This is a genomic window from Plantactinospora sp. KLBMP9567 (assembly GCF_033446045.1).
Classification (GTDB): Bacteria; Actinomycetota; Actinomycetes; order Mycobacteriales; family Micromonosporaceae; genus Plantactinospora.
In genome coordinates this window covers 161,861-178,279 of the sequence record NZ_JAWQRR010000009.1, presented here as the reverse complement: position 1 = coordinate 178,279, position 16,419 = coordinate 161,861, and the positions used below count along the sequence as shown (strand labels likewise).

Annotated in this window: 15 protein-coding genes; 7 read left to right on the top strand and 8 right to left on the bottom strand. The window is 72.5% G+C overall.

Annotated elements, in window-relative coordinates:
* Positions 1-60: 60 nt before the first annotated feature.
* Entirely contained in the window at positions 61-1,086 is a 1,026-nt protein-coding gene (locus tag R6Y94_RS06615; RefSeq protein WP_318394874.1) for a LacI family DNA-binding transcriptional regulator, read from the top strand.
* A gap of 187 nt (positions 1,087-1,273) precedes the next feature.
* The gene (locus tag R6Y94_RS06610; RefSeq protein WP_318394873.1) at positions 1,274-2,998 is read left to right on the top strand and encodes a glycoside hydrolase family 13 protein; all 1,725 of its coding nucleotides are present in this window, start codon (positions 1,274-1,276) and stop codon (positions 2,996-2,998) included.
* A gap of 234 nt (positions 2,999-3,232) precedes the next feature.
* Here the strand turns inward: R6Y94_RS06610 and R6Y94_RS06605 are convergent, their stop codons facing one another.
* Positions 3,233-4,705, bottom strand: a complete 1,473-nt coding sequence (locus tag R6Y94_RS06605; protein ID WP_318394872.1) for an MFS transporter — start codon at positions 4,703-4,705, stop codon at positions 3,233-3,235.
* A 110-nt stretch (positions 4,706-4,815) separates the two neighbouring features.
* On the opposite strand from R6Y94_RS06605, the gene R6Y94_RS06600 reads away from it, so the two are divergent.
* The 3 genes from R6Y94_RS06600 to R6Y94_RS06590 are packed head-to-tail and all read left to right on the top strand — an operon-like array spanning position 4,816 to position 6,061.
* Positions 4,816-5,148, top strand: coding sequence for a PadR family transcriptional regulator (locus R6Y94_RS06600; protein WP_318394871.1), 333 nt, complete (start codon positions 4,816-4,818; stop codon positions 5,146-5,148).
* Entirely contained in the window at positions 5,145-5,756 is a 612-nt protein-coding gene (locus R6Y94_RS06595; protein ID WP_318394870.1) for a hypothetical protein, read from the top strand. The genes R6Y94_RS06600 and R6Y94_RS06595 overlap by 4 nt, the downstream gene beginning before the upstream one ends.
* Positions 5,757-5,758: 2 nt before the next feature.
* Positions 5,759-6,061 (top strand): hypothetical protein, encoded by a 303-nt coding sequence (locus R6Y94_RS06590; protein WP_318394869.1) that lies wholly within the window; start codon positions 5,759-5,761, stop codon positions 6,059-6,061.
* 249 nt (positions 6,062-6,310) lie between these two features.
* On the opposite strand, the gene R6Y94_RS06585 is transcribed toward R6Y94_RS06590, so the two are convergent.
* Together R6Y94_RS06585 and R6Y94_RS06580 are read right to left on the bottom strand one after the other, a co-directional pair.
* The gene (locus R6Y94_RS06585; protein ID WP_318394868.1) at positions 6,311-6,586 is read right to left on the bottom strand and encodes a DUF6458 family protein; all 276 of its coding nucleotides are present in this window, start codon (positions 6,584-6,586) and stop codon (positions 6,311-6,313) included.
* Positions 6,587-6,675: 89 nt separating this feature from the next.
* Positions 6,676-6,966 (bottom strand): hypothetical protein, encoded by a 291-nt coding sequence (locus R6Y94_RS06580; protein WP_318394867.1) that lies wholly within the window; start codon positions 6,964-6,966, stop codon positions 6,676-6,678.
* Between the two features lie 686 nt (positions 6,967-7,652).
* On the opposite strand from R6Y94_RS06580, the gene R6Y94_RS06575 reads away from it, so the two are divergent.
* On the top strand, positions 7,653-8,441 hold the full coding sequence (locus R6Y94_RS06575) for a helix-turn-helix transcriptional regulator (RefSeq protein ID WP_318394866.1): 789 nt from the start codon (positions 7,653-7,655) through the stop codon (positions 8,439-8,441).
* Complete coding sequence (locus R6Y94_RS06570) at positions 8,428-8,619, top strand: DUF397 domain-containing protein (protein ID WP_318394865.1); 192 nt, start codon at positions 8,428-8,430, stop codon at positions 8,617-8,619. The genes R6Y94_RS06575 and R6Y94_RS06570 overlap by 14 nt, the downstream gene beginning before the upstream one ends.
* Before the next feature lie 195 nt (positions 8,620-8,814).
* On the opposite strand, the gene R6Y94_RS06565 is transcribed toward R6Y94_RS06570, so the two are convergent.
* From R6Y94_RS06565 to xylB, 5 genes are all read right to left on the bottom strand, one after another.
* Positions 8,815-10,437, bottom strand: a complete 1,623-nt coding sequence (locus R6Y94_RS06565) for an amidase family protein (RefSeq protein ID WP_318394864.1) — start codon at positions 10,435-10,437, stop codon at positions 8,815-8,817.
* A gap of 152 nt (positions 10,438-10,589) precedes the next feature.
* Positions 10,590-12,095, bottom strand: a complete 1,506-nt coding sequence (locus R6Y94_RS06560) for a hypothetical protein (protein ID WP_318394863.1) — start codon at positions 12,093-12,095, stop codon at positions 10,590-10,592.
* Between the two features lie 57 nt (positions 12,096-12,152).
* On the bottom strand, positions 12,153-13,211 hold the full coding sequence (locus R6Y94_RS06555) for a hypothetical protein (RefSeq protein WP_318394862.1): 1,059 nt from the start codon (positions 13,209-13,211) through the stop codon (positions 12,153-12,155).
* Positions 13,212-13,375: 164 nt separating this feature from the next.
* Complete coding sequence (locus tag R6Y94_RS06550; protein ID WP_318394861.1) at positions 13,376-14,833, bottom strand: hypothetical protein; 1,458 nt, start codon at positions 14,831-14,833, stop codon at positions 13,376-13,378.
* 150 nt (positions 14,834-14,983) lie between these two features.
* Positions 14,984-16,399, bottom strand: coding sequence for a xylulokinase (gene xylB, locus R6Y94_RS06545; protein WP_318394860.1), 1,416 nt, complete (start codon positions 16,397-16,399; stop codon positions 14,984-14,986).
* Positions 16,400-16,419 lie beyond the last annotated feature (20 nt).

Genomic DNA, 16,419 nt, shown 5'->3' with positions numbered 1-16,419 from the left:
GCGGCCGGGATCCGGGCCCGGCAGCCGTGACCGGCGGTGCGGCCGGATCAGGATGGCACTGTGACCACCATCGACGACGTGGCCCGGTTGGCGGGGGTCTCCACCGCCACCGTCTCCCGGGCGCTGCGTGGGTTGCCGACGGTCTCCGAGACGACCCGGATCCGGGTACTGCTTGCCGCCGAGCAGCTCGACTACACCGTGTCGCCCAGCGCCTCCCGGCTGGCCGGCGGCAAGACCGGCACCGTCGCCGTGATCGTCCCCCGGATCACCCCCTGGTTCGTCGGTGCCGTGGTGGAGGCCGCCGAGGAGGTCCTGCACGCCGCCGGGTACGACCTGCTGCTCTACAACATCGGCGGCCGGGAGCACGCCCGGACGCGCCTGCTGCACAAGTCCAACCTGCCCAAGCGGGTCGACGCGGTGATGCTGGTGGCGACGCCGATGCGCGCCGACGACCTGGCCACGATCGCCAGCCTGGCCCTGCCGGGCGTCACGGTCAGCTCCGGCACGGTGGTGCCGGGCTGGCCGAGCATCCGGATCGACGACCAGGCGGCCGGCCGGACCGCCACCGAGCACCTGCTGCACCTCGGGCACCGGCGGATCGCCTGCGTCTGGGGCGACCCGGACGAGGAGTTCGGGCATCCCGCCCATCTGGAGCGGCATCGCGGCTACCGGGAGGCGCTCGGAGCCGCCGGCATCAGCCCTGATCCCCGGCTCGACATCGAGGTCCGGGCGGACGCCGAGGGGGGCCGGGCGGCCATCGAACGGCTGATCGCGCAGGGCGAGCTGCCCACGGCGATCTTCGCGAACGGTGACGAGCTGGCGATGGGTGTGCTGATCGCGCTGCGGATGGCCGGAGTACGGGTGCCGCAGCAGGTCAGTGTGATCGGCATCGACGACCACGACCTGGCCGGCGCGTTCGGCCTGACCACCGTGGCCCAGCCCGCGGCCGAACAGGGCCGGCTCGCCGCCGGTACGCTGCTGGGCCCGCTGGCCGGCCGGGCACGGACCGGGGAGGAGCCGGACCCGGTGATCCTGCCCGCCCGACTCGTCGTACGCGGTTCGACCGGTCCGGCTCGGGAGAACTGAACCTCGATCCCGCAGGAAGACTCGGCAGGACTGGACCTCGATCCCCGGGAGGGGAACAGGGTCGCGATCCTCGGCAGGACGGGGCCTCGATCGTCCGGAAGACTGGACCTCGACCGACCGGATCCGTACGCCGGGCCCGCCCGCGCGTCGTGACCGATGGGAGAGCACCCTGAACAGCACCGAGACGATGTCCTCCGCCACCGCCGAGCCGGCCCCGGGCGACGGGCCGACCCAGGCCGGGCCGTGGTGGCGGGACGCGGTCATCTACCAGATCTATCCGCGCTCCTTCGCCGACTCCGACGGCGACGGTGTCGGCGACCTGCCCGGGATAACGGCCCGGCTGGACCACCTCGTCGAGTTGGACGTGGACGCGGTGTGGCTGTCGCCGTTCTATCCGTCTCCGCAGGCCGACGCCGGCTACGACGTGGCCGACTACCGTGGGGTGGACCCGCTCTTCGGCACCCTGGCGGACCTCGATCGGCTGATCGCCGAGACCCACGCCCGTGGCCTGCGGTTCATCGTCGACCTGGTGCCCAACCACACCTCCTCGGCGCATCCGTGGTTCACCGCCGCGCTGGCCGCCGAGCCGGGCAGCCCTCAGCGGCAGCGTTACATCTTTCGGGACGGTCGCGGCCCCGGCGGTACCGAACCGCCGAACGACTGGCAGAGCGTCTTCGGCGGCCCGGCCTGGACCCGGGTGACCGAACCGGACGGCAGCCCCGGGCAGTGGTATCTGCATCTCTTCGACCGCGGCCAGCCCGACCTCAACTGGGACCTCCCCGAGGTGCGCGCCGAGTTCCTCGACATCCTGCGGTACTGGCTGGACCGGGGCGTGGACGGGTTCCGGGTGGACGTGGCACACGGGCTGGTCAAGCAGCTCGACCTGGCCGCCGCGCATCCGCCGGTGGAGCCGGTCACCGGCGAGGGCACCGAGGGGCCGCGCCCGCCGATGTGGGACCAGGACGGGGTGCACGCGATCTACCGGGAGTGGCGCCGGGTGCTGGACGGGTGTCCGGGCGAGCGGATCCTGGTCGCCGAGGCGTGGGTGCAGTCGGCGGAGCGGCTGGCCGCGTACGTCCGGCCGGACGAGATGCACCAGGCGTTCAACTTCGAATACCTGGAGGCGGCCTGGACCGCCCCGATCCAGTACGCGGTGATCACCCGTTCGCTGGCCGCCAACGAGGCGGTCGGCGCCCCCACCACCTGGGTGCTCTCCAACCACGACGTGCTGCGGCACGCCAGCCGGCTCGGGCTGCCGGTCGGCACGCCCCGGCCCCGGGGGATCGGCGTCGACGACCCGCAGCCGGACGCCGTCGTCGGGTTGCGCCGGGCCCGGGCGGCCACCCTGCTGATGCTCTCGCTGCCCGGCTCGGCCTACCTTTATCAGGGCGAGGAGCTGGGGCTGCCGGAGCACACCACGCTGCCGGACGAGGCCCGGCAGGACCCGACCTGGGAGCGGAGCGGGCACGCCGAGCGGGGCCGGGACGGCTGCCGGGTGCCCATCCCGTGGGAGGCGGACGCCCCGGCGTACGGCTTCGGACCGGGGGACGCGAGCTGGTTGCCGCAGCCTCCGCTCTGGGCCGAGTACGCCCTGGACCGGCAGCGCGGGGTGGTCGGCTCGACGTACGAGCTGTACCGGACCAGCCTGCGGCTGCGCCGGGAACTGCGGCTCGGCTCCGGCACGGTGTACTGGCTGACCAGCCCGGACGACGTGCTCTACTTCCGCAACGGCGAGCTGCGGGTGCTGACCAACTTCGGCGCCGACCCGGTCGAGCTGCCGGCCGGTGCCGAGTTGGTGCACGCCAGCGGTCCGCTCGACGCCGACGGCCGGGTGCCGACCGACGTCACGGTCTGGATCCGGGTCGCCGAGGAGCCGGTACGCGATAGCGGGCCGGCGGCGACCGGGCGGTGAAAGCGGTCTGACAGCCGGTGCAGGTCTACTGGAGCGGTCGACACACCCGTGGGACCTGGGGGGAATCACATGATCACCCGACTGCGCCGGCTCGCCCTGACCACCGCCCTGGCCGGCGGGACGCGTGCTCCATCCACCGGGGACTGAACGACTGGCCGTACAAGACCGACTGCACGCTCCAGTGGGACAGCCCGGCATCCGCTCGGCTTCTACTACGGCGAGTGCAACCGGTAGTCAGCGGATCGGGCCGGCCGGGCGGGGATGCCCGGCCGGCCCGGCGCCGTCCGGGGCCACCTCTTCGGCCCGTACGGTGAGCAGCTCGTGCACCCGGCGGATGTCCTCGGGGGCGCTGCGCGAGGCGAGCCAGTACATGATCCCGGTGGGCAGGAAGAAGAGTTGGAAGGCGGCGAGCCCGACGGCGAAGTTCAGCGGTGGCGGGAACGCCGCGCGCAGCGCCGAGGCGGCCACCCCGATCAGCCCGTTGCCGGCCGCCCGACCCACCCCGTTGACCAGGTTGCCGAGGCTGTAGACCGTACCCCGGTGTTCCGGCGGGTTGACGTCGGCGATCAGCGCGAACCAGTTCGGCGAGTTGGCCGAGGTGAGGCCGAGCGCGAACAGGGCGGTGAGCAGGCTGAGCCCGACCGTCGGCTCGGTGAGTACGCTGCCGAGCACGGCCGCGGCCACCGCACCGGCACCGGCGCCGTCCGGCACGTCGATCCGGATCGGCACGAAGAAGAGCACCGCGTAGAACGGCACCGCGGCCAGCACTCCGATCGCCGCGACCATCGCCCGGCCCCGAGGGGTACGCCGTTGCACGGCGTCGCCGACCAGCCCACCGACGATGGAGAGCACCCCGCCGAGCTGGAAGAGTACGGCGAAGATGCTGCCCACCACGGTCGCGGTGGCCGACGAGTACCCCTGGGCCTCGGCCCGCTCCCGGAACAGCGCCGGCAGCCAGACCAGCGAGCCGAAGGCCACCTGCGCGGTGAGTCCCTGCAACACCAGCCACCGGTTCGTCCGGCGGCGCAGGATTCCGGGCAGGTCGGCCCGGCTGATCCGGTAGTCGTAGTCCGCGCCGACCGCCAGCGCACCGGTCAGCTCCGGCTCGCTCTGGCCGCGTCGGATGTCGTAGGTGAGCAGGTAGGCCACGGTCGCCACCAGGCCGGCGACGCTGAGCAGCAGGAACGGGCGCCGCCAGTCCTGCGCGCCGAGCACGCCGCCGACCAGGGTGCCGGCCAGGGTGCCAATGCCCTGGGAGAGTCCCCAGAAGCTCAGTACCACGCCCCGGCGGCGCGGACTGACCAGGTCGGTGACCACGGAGAAGCCGACCGAACCCACCGCGCCGAGCCCGATCGCGGCCAGCAGTTGCGCGCCGAAGAACGCCAGGTAGGTCGGGGCGACGGCGCTGCCGGCCGTCCCGGCGGCCCAGAGCAGCGTGCCGACCATGAGCAGCGGCTTGCGGTTGGCCCGGTCCCCGACGTACGCCCAGCCGACCGCGGCCACCGCGCTGACCAGGAAACTCGTCGCGGTGACCGCGCCGATCGCGCCGACAGGGACGTCGAGCGCCGGGGCGATGGAGCCGTAGAGCGGTGGCACCAGCCCGATCGCGACGTTGTCCAGCGAGGCGAGCACCACGAAGACCGCCACGCTGTAGAACCGGTGGACCGGGCCCCCACCTCGGGAGGCTCGCTGGCCACCGATCGTCATCTCCGGCACTCAACCAGGATCAGGTAACGGCGAGGTGACGGTGGCGCCGGGTGGGCGTACCCGGGCAAGCACTAGGTTGAACTCTAGCTAGGGCTTGGTAGAGTACGAGCATGCCCACCCCCCGGATGACGCTGCCCACCCGGGCGGTGCTGCGTACCCTGCTGGAGCACCCGTCGCGCGAGTTCTACGGCCTGGAACTCTGCGCCGCCGCCGGGCTGGCCAGCGGCACCATCCATCCCATCCTGGCCCGGCTGGAGAGTCTCGGCTGGCTGCGATCCCGCTGGGAGGATCTGGACCCGCGCGAGGCCGGTCGCCCGCGCCGCCGGTATTACTCCCTCACCTCGGACGGGGCCGTCCAGGCTCACCGGGCACTGGCCCGGGCGGACGCGCGGGTGGCCAAGCCCGGCGCCCTCCGGCCCGGACTCGCCGGAGGGCAGTCGTGACCGGGCAGGAGCAGCCGACGGAGGCGTACGAGATTACGGTCAGCAACGCCCTGCGGCACGCCGACACCGCCGACGAGGTGGTGCTGCGGGTCCTGGCCGGCCTGCGCGCGGCCGACGGGCCCCGGACCGGCCCGCAGCCGCACCGCGCGACGTCGGACTGGCCGCTGCCGCGCCGGGTGCCGGGCCTCGACCCCGGCCCCTATGCGCCATGGGCGGACCAGCCCCTCGTCCCGGCCGTCCGGGAAGCCTCGGCCATCGCCCGGAACACCAGCAACTACCTGCGGGGATGGCGCCTCGGCAACGTGGCCGTCCGGGCCGCGCGGCCGGCGGCAGCCGCTGCCGTGGCCGCGCGGATTCCGCCTTCCCCGGCGTTACCCGGCGGGGTCCGCCGCCGGATCGCCGCCCGGACCGGCGCCGCCGCGATGCGGCTGATCGGCCTCGTCGTGCAGGTCCTGCCCGCCCCGGAACGCCCCCGCTACCAGGAGGAGTTCCGGGCCGAACTGAGCAGGCTGAGCGGCCTGCACCAGCTCGGTTACGCCACCCGCCTGCTGCTGTCGATGTTCGCGCTCCGGCGCGCGCTGCGGCAGCCGCGGGTCGAGACGGAGTAGCCGTGCCGCTACGCCGGGCGGGCGCGGTCGCGGCGGGCGGCGGGCTCGTCACCGGCCTGTCGCTGGTGGACTGGCCGGTGCTGCTCGCGCTCTTCGCGGTCAGCGCGATGGCGGTGGGTGCCATCTGTTGGGTGGTGAACGACCGGGACCGCCCGAAACGGCTCGCGCTGCTGATCCGTAGCTGGCGCGGTCAGCCGCCCCCGGCGCGATCGGGCGCCCGGCCGGTGGCCGGTCGGCCGTCGCCCGCGAGATCGCGCACCGGCGCTCCCGTCGTAACGGCCGCCAGGGCCGCCGACGGTCAGTGACCCGGGCCCGGACGGACGAGGCTACGCCCGGCGCTGTGACACGTACCGGGCCGGCGGCGCTATCCGAGTAGCCGGCTGGGGTGTGGTGTGCGCCCGGTGCCCCCAGCCACCGAAACCGCACCCCAGCCGGCCCGCTGCCGTTCGCACTCGTGTCACGCCTCTCCGTCGACCTCGCGGCCGACCAGGGTGGGCAGGTCACCTCGGACCCGGGCGCGACCACCGGCTTCCGCGACGGCGCCGGGCCGTCGGTCACCGGGGCGGCAGCACGTCGCGCCGCTCCTCGACCCGGCGGTACTCGGTCGGCTCCGTGGTGGTGGCGTGGCGGTACTCGGTCGGATCGGTGGTGGTCACCACCGAACGGCGCCGGTTGTTCCAGATCACCGTGGTCATGATCAGACCCAGTACGCCGGCCGCCATCAGGATCCAGCCGACCACGTCCAGGTCCAGGCCGCCGACGCTGACGTTCAGTGCGAAGGTGAGGATCGCACCGAGCGCGATCAGGAAGATGCTGGTGCCGATACCCATGACACGCTCCTCGTGGGGGGATGCTTGGCTGTCATGGTGCTGCTACCCAGTCGCCGGGCCGACGAATCGTCGTACCGGCCGAACCGGCGCTAACGACGCCGGGGCACCCAGTAGATGATCTGCCCGACGATCAGCGCCGGGTGCCGGTCGGGCAGCGCCTCCAGGGCGCGGGCGAGGTGCGCGGCGAGATACATCATCAGTCCCACCCGGTTGCCGTCGAAGCCGACCAGCAGTGACAGGCGGGCCGGCGCACAGGGCCAGTCGTGTTCGCACTCGCGGCAGGCGTACGTCTCCGTAGGGACGTGCTGCCCGAGGGTATGGCGCTCACGCGCCCGCCGTCGAGCAGTGTGCCGTTCCCATCGCACCCACGGCCCGATCACGGTCTACACCCGCTCGGCGTGCCGGGCTCGGTGCTGCTGGGCAGGAGTCAGGCCGCCCGCCCGGCCGTTGGCCAGATGCGCCCGGGTCGGCCCGTTCCACCCGGCATACCGGCCCGCGTTGCGGGAGTCGGGGTAATCGATCCACGGGCGCTGTGGCTCTCTCGGCTGCGGGGGTGGCGGGGGCGGAGCTGGCGGCGCGTCCTCGTGCCCGGCCCGTGCTTCCCGGGCGATCCTGGCGTCAACCGTGGCAGTCCGGACCGCCCGGCGAAACTCGACGCCCGTCAATGGGTGCGGCCTCGGCGAGTACGACACCGGCACCCGCCGGGCCGAGTCGGGGCAGATCCATCGGTGTCCACACCAGCAATACCGCCAGAAACGCCACCAGACCCGACGATGGCGAAGTCTGCTTCCACGTACCTGTCTCATTCTTTGCCCTCCGTTCCGTTCGACAACAGAAAGGGGGCGGTGCCCGTGTCCGCTACGAGCAACCGCCCCCCGTTGACGGAAAACGACCCACCATCGGGGCGGATCCTGCGGACCACGCCCCCGGCATGATGAAGCGGGCCGCGGTAATGGCTCCTCCGTCTGCCCTCCACCCTGGACCGTGAGTGCGCGGTAACGGAAGATGAACAGGACGACCGCCCAATGATGGCGACAACATCCACCGACCACCCGGGGTGATAACCATGAATGACCAATCGGCATCGCTGCCGGCCCGCATCCGGGAGCTGCGCACGCAGCGGAAGCTGTCTCAAGACAGGCTTGCCGCCGCAATCGGCGTGTCGAAGTCCTCGGTGCAGTACTTCGAGTCAGGAAAGCTGATTCCGCAGGAAGGCACGGCGCAGCGCCTTGACGATGTGTTCGGCACCGGCCGCGAAATCCAGGAACTGGCAAAGACCGCACACGAAGACCTGCGCCCGTGGCTGCGCCCATGGGTCGAGCACGAGCGGCGCGCACTGTTGTTGCGGTCCTGGGGGCCGCTGTTGATCCCGTGTCCGCTACAGCGTGAGCCGTACATGCGAGAAATGTTCGCGGGAGTTCCGGCGAACGCGGGGAGGGTGGAGGATCTCGTCGCGGACCGGGCAGCCCGGCAGGCGGCCGTTCTGGATCAAAACCCGCCGGTGACGATTTCCTGCATCGTCACGGAATTCGCACTCCGGCGAGGTCCGCGCGAGGTCATGAAAGATCAGCTCGGATACCTGGCCGACATCGGCGACAGACCATCCGTCACGGTGCGCGTGCTCCCGGATGCCGTCGGCGGGCTGCACGCCGGCCTGGGCGGTCCGTTCTCGCTGGCGACCCTGAGAGACGGCAGGCGGATCTCCTACCTTGATGACCAGTTACAGGGCAAGGTAGCGACCTCAGCGCGCGATGTGGGCGAGCTGGAGCTATCCTGGGAGTCGATCAACGGCTTGGCAATGGCGGCCGACCAGAGCAGAGACCTACTTCTGGAGCTACTCAATGACCACAAGTGACGCCCCGGCCTGGCGGAAGTCCACGCGTTCCGGCGGCAGTTCAAACTGCGTCGAGGTGGCCGACAACCTTCCGGGCCGGGTGCTGGTCCGGGACACCAAGGACCGGGACGGCGGAACGCTGACCTTCGGCCCGGCCACCTGGCAGGCGTTCGTCAGCCTGGCCAAGACGCACGCCTGACCCCGGCCCGCACCTCCGGCGCGGCGGTACCGACGAACCGGCCACCGGACCGCCCGCAGCCGGCCACCGAACGACGAATTGCCCCCGGCCCGGGGATTCCCGGGTCCGGGGGTTTCGTCATCCCAGGTCAGACCGCGTTCCACACCAGCCCGAACGCCCTGACGTCACGGTCTTGTCCTTCAGCCCGACTGGACGTCAGGGCGCGCAGCTCCGGTCGCGGTCGCCGAAGTCGGCGCAGCGAAACAGCGACGGGTTCACCTGCGACGGCGGGCGCCACTTCCGGGACGCCTGCTCGTAGTCGTACGCCAGGGCCAGCAGTTGGGCCTCGGTGTAGGCGGTACCCAGGAAGGACATCCCGACCGGGCGGCCGTTCGCCGGGTCGTACCCGATCGGGACCGCGACCGACGGGTACTGGGCCCGGGCGCCGATCCCGGCCGACCCGCTGCCGACGAAGACGATCGCGTCAAGGTTCTCGGCGGCCAGCACCGAGTCGATCCGCTCCCGCGCCCCGGCGATCCCGGTGTCCCGGTTCGTCTCGTACGCCGCCTTCGCCACCGGATCGGCCAGGTCGACCTCGTTCGAGGCGACGAGCTGGGTCTGGCCGAACTTGATCGTGCCCTCGTCGACGTGCGCCAGGTTCCACTTCACCACGTCGTCGAGGGTGTCCATCGGCGCACTGCGGGGCAGCCGGGCCAGGTAGGCGTTCAGGTCCCGCTTGAACTCGTAGCTCAGGATGCTCGGCGGCAGGCCGCCGGTGGTGACCGTCACCGGCACGACCGTGGCGCCCTGGGCGCGCAGCACGTCCAGCGCCTCGCTGAACAGCACCCCCTGGTTGCCGGTCGGGCTGCTGGCGACCCCGATCCGCTTGCCCTGCAACGCGGTCGTCGAGAGCGTCCGGGTGTAGTCGGTGCCGACCACTCCCGAACTGGTCTCCGTGGCCGGGTCCTCCGGGTCGATCCCGGTCAGCGCGCTGAGCAGCGCGGCGGCGTCGTAGACGGTCCGGGTCATCGGGCCGGCGGTGTCCTGGCTGGCGGCGATCGGCACCACCCCGGTCCGGCTGACCAGACCCACCGTCGGCTTCACCCCGACCAGCGAGTTCGCCGCCGACGGGCTGAGGATCGAGCCGGAGGTCTCGGTACCGATGGTGACGGTGGCCAGCGCCGCCGCCGCGGCCGAGCCGGAACCCGAACTGGACCCGCTCGGGGTCTGGCTGACGTCGTACGGGTTGAGCACCTGGCCGCCGAGTCCGCTGTAGCCGGACGGCATCCCATTGGTGGTGAAGTTGGCGAACTCGGTCAGGTTGGTCTTGCCCAGGATGATCGCCCCGGCCGCCTTCAGCCGGGTGACCAGGAAGGCGTCCTTCGCCGGGTACGACTTCTCCAGCGCCATCGCCCCGGCGGTGGTGGGCAGCCCGGACAGGTCGATGTTGTCCTTGATCAGCACCGGGATGCCGTGCATCGGCCCCTTCGCCCCGCCCTTGCGGCGCTCCTGGTCGGCCTGCTTCGCCTGCGCGACCGCGTCCCGGGTGACCACCCGGACGGCGTTCAGGCCCGGGCCGTTGGTGTTCAGCGTCCGGATCCGCTCCAGGTATGCCTGGACGAGTTCCTCGGAGGTGATCCGCCGGGCGGCCAGCGCCTCGCGGAGCTGCGGGATGCCGGCCCGTTGCAGGTCGAGCGGGAACGGCCGGTGCCGCCCGGTCGCCTCGGACGGTACGCCGAGCGAGGTGGCGACCAGTGCGGCGATGCTGAGCAGGACGGTGGCGAGTACGACGAGCCGGAACGCGGATCGCGGCCGGATCGGCACAGCGGATTGATGCACCTGCACGCCCTTCCATGAGGCCACGCCCGGGCGGCCCACGGACACCCGGGCGTGAGGGGGATCTCGGAAGCACACGGTTCTGATGTTTACGCTACGATACGGATCGATTTCCGTCCGGTAAAACGATCTTCGCCCTCACCGGCCGCACCGGCTCAGCGGTTGAGCGTACGGGTCAGGCCGGCGACGACCGCCGTGCTGAGCACCCAGCCGGCCAGGACCAGCAGCGCGGCGACGTACTCGGTGCCGCCGGCCGGTTTCCAGGCGTTGTCGTGCCCCAGGTTGACGATCGGCAGCAGCAGGTCGAGCGCCTGGAGCGCGGCGTTCCGCTCCGGCGCCTCGGCCGGGTTACGGGCCACCGACGGGTCCAGGGCGAAGCTGAGCGTCCCCAGTGCCCAGAAGGCGACCAGCCAGATGCCGGCCAGCCAGGTGCGGTAGCCGTACCCGACCAGGCCGTCGACCAGATAGCCGAAGAGTCGGCCCGGCGCCCGCAGGGTGGCCCGGCGTTGCCGCTGCCGCTCCAGCAGCACCCGGCGGGCCTCCGCCTCCTGCCCGCCCCGCCGGTACTGCTCGGCGAGTTGCTCGTACGGCTGCGGGGTGTAGCCCTCGGGACTGCGCCGCAGCCAGTCCAGTCGCTGCCGGACGCCGACCGGCACCGGCGGCGACGGCAGGTGCGGCGGGGACGGTGCGCGGGCGATCAGCAGCCGGTAGGTGCAGCCGATCAGGTCGAGTTCGGCCGGCCAGGTCCGCGGATCGTCGAAGATCGAGTCGGCCTGTAGACCGGAGAGCCGGACCCGTCCGGTCGGCCGCTCGGCAAAGGTCAGCCAGACGCTGCCGGCCCGGGCGCCACCGAGATGCAGGGCGAACATCCCCGCCCCGCGGAGCGCTCCGTTGTGGAAGTTGAGCTGGTTGCCGATCTGGGCGTGGATCAGCAGTACGTCGCCCTCGGCGGTGAAGCCGTACCGGGCGGTGAGGCTGCCGGCCACGGTCAGCCGGTCCGCGCTCAACGCCGCCCCGGCCGGGTGCCGCAGGGTGGCGCCGTCGAGATCGAGGTTGCCGCCGACCTTCGCACCACCGAGCCAGACCTGACCCTCGGCGACGAACCCCTGCCGGGCGTGCAGGTTGCCGGTCACGCTCAGCCGGCCGGCCGCGAGCGCCGTGCCGGGGTCGATCGGCGGGAAGACCGGTTCCCCACCCGGCTCGCCCCGATCGGCCAACCGCGAGCCGTTCAGGGTGACGGTGCCGCCGACCCGGGCGTCCCGCAGGTCGATCGGACCGGTGACGACACAGCCCAGCAGCGCCAGGTCGCCGCGCAGGTCGAGCAGCCGGGCACGCAGGCCCGGCAGGGTGCAGTCGGTGAGGACCAGGTTGACCGCCCGGGCCTCGGTCAGCTCGGGTACGTCGGTGAAGGTGCACCCGCCGATCGAGACCGGCGCGCTGATCTCGGCGTGCCGCAGGTCGAGCCGGCCGACGATCCGGGCCGACCACAGCCGCAGCCCGGCCCGGGAGCCGGCCCGGTCACCGCCGCCGGTGAGCAGCTCCGCCAGCAACTCCGCCCGGACCGGGTACGTCGTGCCGCGCAGGTCGACCTCGACTCCCCGGTGGAAGGCCGACCACACCCGCCGTTCCGCCGGGTTCCACCGCCACGATGCCCTCCGCACGACAGCGAGAATTCCAGATCGCCGCCCCGCGCGGGTACCCGGCGACCGGGGACCCGGTCAGTCCCGGTCGTGCACGGTCGCCCAGTCGGTCGGGATGAAGTGGTCGGGCGCGTGCAGCACGCTGAGCAGGCGCTGCCGGATGCTCTCGTGCATCACCGGTCCCCACGGGAACCTGGTGGGGTACTGCACCATGTTGCGGAACGTGTTCGCCGGCCCGTTGTTCCGCTCGAGGTACTGGATGGCGGCCTGGGTACAGACGTAGTCGGCGTACGCAAGCGCCTGGTGCGCGGCGGTGTAGAGCGCCTCGGTGCCGGGCTGGTGCCGCAGGTACGGCTCGAACCACGGCAGGTCGACGCCGGCCATCGGGGTGGGCTGGAACTGGAGGTCGGCCGCGAGCGCGACCGGCAGCGGGTCGTGTTCGATGCCGTTGGCCTGGGCGAGCATCTGGGCACCGGCCAGCACCCCGGCCGGCTCGGCCAGGTCGAGCAGCTTCTGCCGGCCGATCACCACGTGCTGGTTCCGCTGCATGTACCGGTCCAGCCCCAGTGGATCGTCCGGAAAGTCGAACGCGATCTCGGCCAGCGCCTCCACCCGGTCATGCCGGCCCCGGTTGTTGTAGTAGGTGATCATCCAGCTCATCGCCTTCGGGGCGTACTGCGGATCGCTGGTGGACCGCGCCTTGGCCATGGCGTCCCGGGCCCGGTCGGGCTCGCCCGCCCGTTCGTGGTTGAGGGCGATGTGGAACCACGCCACCGCGCTGTACCCCAGCCGGTACGGCCCGGCGAGCTGGTTCCAGAACCGGTTTGCCAACCCGTAGTCCTCGACCCGGGTGGCATGCCCGGCGAGCAGCAGTTTCGCCGCCGGGCTGTAGATCGGGTGGTCCCCCTCGGCGGCGATCCGCAGCGCGTCCACGCCGTCGGCCAACTGCCGGTGCGTGTACGGCACCGCCTTCGCCAACGCGAGCAGGAACGCCGCCTCGGTCCGGTACGGCGCGCCGGGTGCCGCCTCCGTGAGTCCCTTGAGCTGGGCCGCGGCCGACTCCGGCTCACCGGTCAGCAACAACTCGAATGCGTCCCGGCACACCGCCGCGCGCCGGACACGTTCGGTCTCCTCCATGAGCGGCCTCCTCGGACAGTTTCACCAGCCCGTAAGGAAGCTACACACCTCGCCGCGATCCGACTACCCACCGTGTCTGCGGATAGCGCTCCCGCACCGACCGACCCGCACCGCACGATCACCTGCCGACCGGACGGCAGCGGGTGCCCCGGGAACCACCCGGGCTACCAGCGCCAGTCGCGCGGCGGCCACACCCAGCGGTCGCTCCGGACCGCCGCAGCCGCCTGCCGGGCGAGCCGGCCGAGCACCGGCGCGACCAGCCAGAGCAGCACCACGGCGTAACCGGCGAGCGCGACCCGCTGCACCCCGGTCATGGCCGGGCGCTCCACCAGCGGATACCACAGCGGACTGAAATCCGGCGTGAAGTGGCAGAGCGACTCCAGGTAGTAGTTGTTGTCGTAACAGGTCCACGGCCAGAGCTGGGCGTACAGCAGGCTGTTGGCGGCACCCCAGACCGAGAGCACTGCTACGGCGAGGGTGGCGAGGTTGGCCCAGGGCCCCGCCTCCCCCGCTCCCAGCCGTACGGCGAGCGCCAGGCCGGCCGGCAGGATGGCGAGCAGGAAGAACCTCGGCCCCCAGTACAGGCCGCCGTACCAGGCCCACCAGGCGGCGTAGACCAGCACCAGGCCGGCCACGAAGACCAGCCACAACAGCCAGACCCCGGCCACCCCCCGGCCGGCCCGCTCCGCCAACCACCGCCGGGCCGGCAGGAACAGCCCCGGCGTGAACCAGAGCAGCCCCTTGCCGAACGAGAAGAGGATCGCCACCACCCCGAGCAGCAGCGGATAGGAGAATCCCGGCTCGCCCGAGTACGGCATCACGGTCTGCCCGCCGCCGTTGTTCGCGTACGCCCGGTGCAGCGGGTCACCGAGGCGCAGCCACGCCTCACCGGCGATCAGCACCCCGGCCGCCAGCAGCACCACCAGGTAGCGCAACCGCCGCTCCCGGAAGCAGAGCACCCCGACCACGAGACCGAGCGCCACCACCGACGCGGGCGTGTTGGCGACCCCGAGCACCACCGCGGCCCAGCCGGCGAGCCGGGTCGGCCGGCCCGTCCCGGGCAGTGTCGCGGCGAGCAGCCCCACCCCGACCGTCGTCGCCGTGAACATCTCGCCGTAGAAGTCCTGGACATGCGCGGCGGCCATGCTCCCGGCGACCAGCACCAGCAGGAACCGCCGGAGCAGCCGGCGGTCCATCCGGTCGCGCAGCAGCAGATGGAACGCCACCAGCCCGAACCCGAAGAGCAGCAGATTGTGTTGCGCCAGCACGGGCTGCGGGTCGTCGTACCACCGGCCGACCATCCACAGCGGAGCCGCGAACAGCGGGCCGATCAACGAGTACGCCGTCTCCGGCATCTGCCGCTGCTCCAGCAACTGGAGCAACGCCTGGTACCGGACCAGCCCGTCCCCCATCATCGGCGGCCGGGGATAGATCGCCAACAGCAGCACCCCGGCCCCGATCAGCACCCAGTCGAGCACCGCCGCGACCCGAGCACCGGACCGCCCCGGCGGCGCATCCGACTCCACCCGCCCCGGCCGCACCCGAGGTTCGTCGGCCGGCTCCTCGGACTCCGCCCGCTCCCCCGACTCCCCCCGCAGCTCGCCGGCCGCCGGCGCGTCCATCGACAGTCCTCTCACGCTGGCACACAGATCCGGGCCGGAACTCCGGCCACCGGCAGTGTGCCAAAGATCGACCCACCATTCCATAGGCAATCTTGGATGACCTAAGGAACGGTGGGTCGACGAAAACGAAGAGCAGTCGCGAGGAGGTCCCTAGTCCGCCGGCCGATCCAGGACCGAATTCCGGGCGCGGGCGTACTGCTCACGGATGCGCGGGACGGCGTCGCCCACGTACTGCTGGGACTCGCCAGCCGACCAGGCGGGCGGTTCCGCCCCACCCTGGACGATCCAGGCCGCCTGCCGGGCCGCCCCGTCGGCGACGTACTCCCCCGGCTCCGGCACCAGTACCGGGCACCCGAAGACCTCCGGCGCGATCCGGCGTACCGCCTCGGAGCGGGCCCCGCCACCCACCAGGATGATCCGGTTCGCCGTCGCTCCCTCGGCGAGCAGCGCGTCCAGCCCGTCCGCCAGTGCGCAGAGCATGCCCTCCACGGCGGCCCGGGCCAGATGCCCCGGCGTCGACGTCCGCAGGGTCAGCCCGTGCACCGCACCCGTCGCCAGCGGCCGGTTCGGCGTCCGCTCGCCCTCCAGGTACGGCACCATCACCAGCCCGTCGGCACCGGCCGGCGTGCTCAACGCCAGTTTGGCCAACTCGTCCAGGCCGACCCCGAGCATCGCCGCCGCCGCGTCCAGCACCCGGGCCGCGTTCAGGGTGCAGACCAGCGGCAGGAACCGCCCGGTCGCGTCCGCGAACCCGGCCACCGCACCCGACGAGTCCGCCGCCGGAGTGTCCGCGACGCTGAACACCGTCCCCGAGGTACCGATCGAGACGACCACGTCCCCGGCGACCGCGCCGACCCCCAGTGCGGCGGCCGCGTTGTCCCCGGTCCCCGGCCCCAGGAGTGCGCCGCTCGGCAACCGCCCGGCCACCTCCGCCGGCCCCAACACGGTTGGCACCGCCACCGCCCGCCCGAGCGCCCGCTCCAGCAGGTCCAGCCGGTATTCACCGACCGCCGGCGACCAGTATCCGGTCCCGCTCGCGTCCCCCCGGTCGGTACGCAGTGCTCCCAGCCCGGCCGCGCCACCCAGCCGCCAGGTCAACCAGTCGTGCGGCAGGCAGACCGCGGCCACCCGCGCCGCGTTCTCCGGCTCGTGCCGGGCCAGCCAGCGCAGCTTGGTGACGGTGAAACTCGCCACCGGCACGCTGCCGACCGCCTCCGCCCAGGCCCGCCGCCCGGTCTCACCGCCGCCCAGCTCCTCGACCAGCTCGTCCGCCGCCCCCGCCGACCGGGTGTCGTTCCAGAGCAGCGCGGGCCGGACGACCTCACCCACCTCGTCGAGGCAGACCATCCCGTGCTGCTGCCCGGCGACAGCCACCGCCGCCACGTCGTCCAGCCCGCCGGCCTCGGCGAGCGCCGACTGCAACGCCTCCCACCAGGCCCGGGGATCGACCTCGGTCCCGTCCGGATGCGCCGCCCGGCCGCTGCGGACCAGAGCGCCGGTCTCGCTGTCCCGGATCACCACCTTGCACGACTGGGTCGACGAGTCGACCCCGGCAACGAGCGCCATCTCACGCCCTCCTTCTGGGC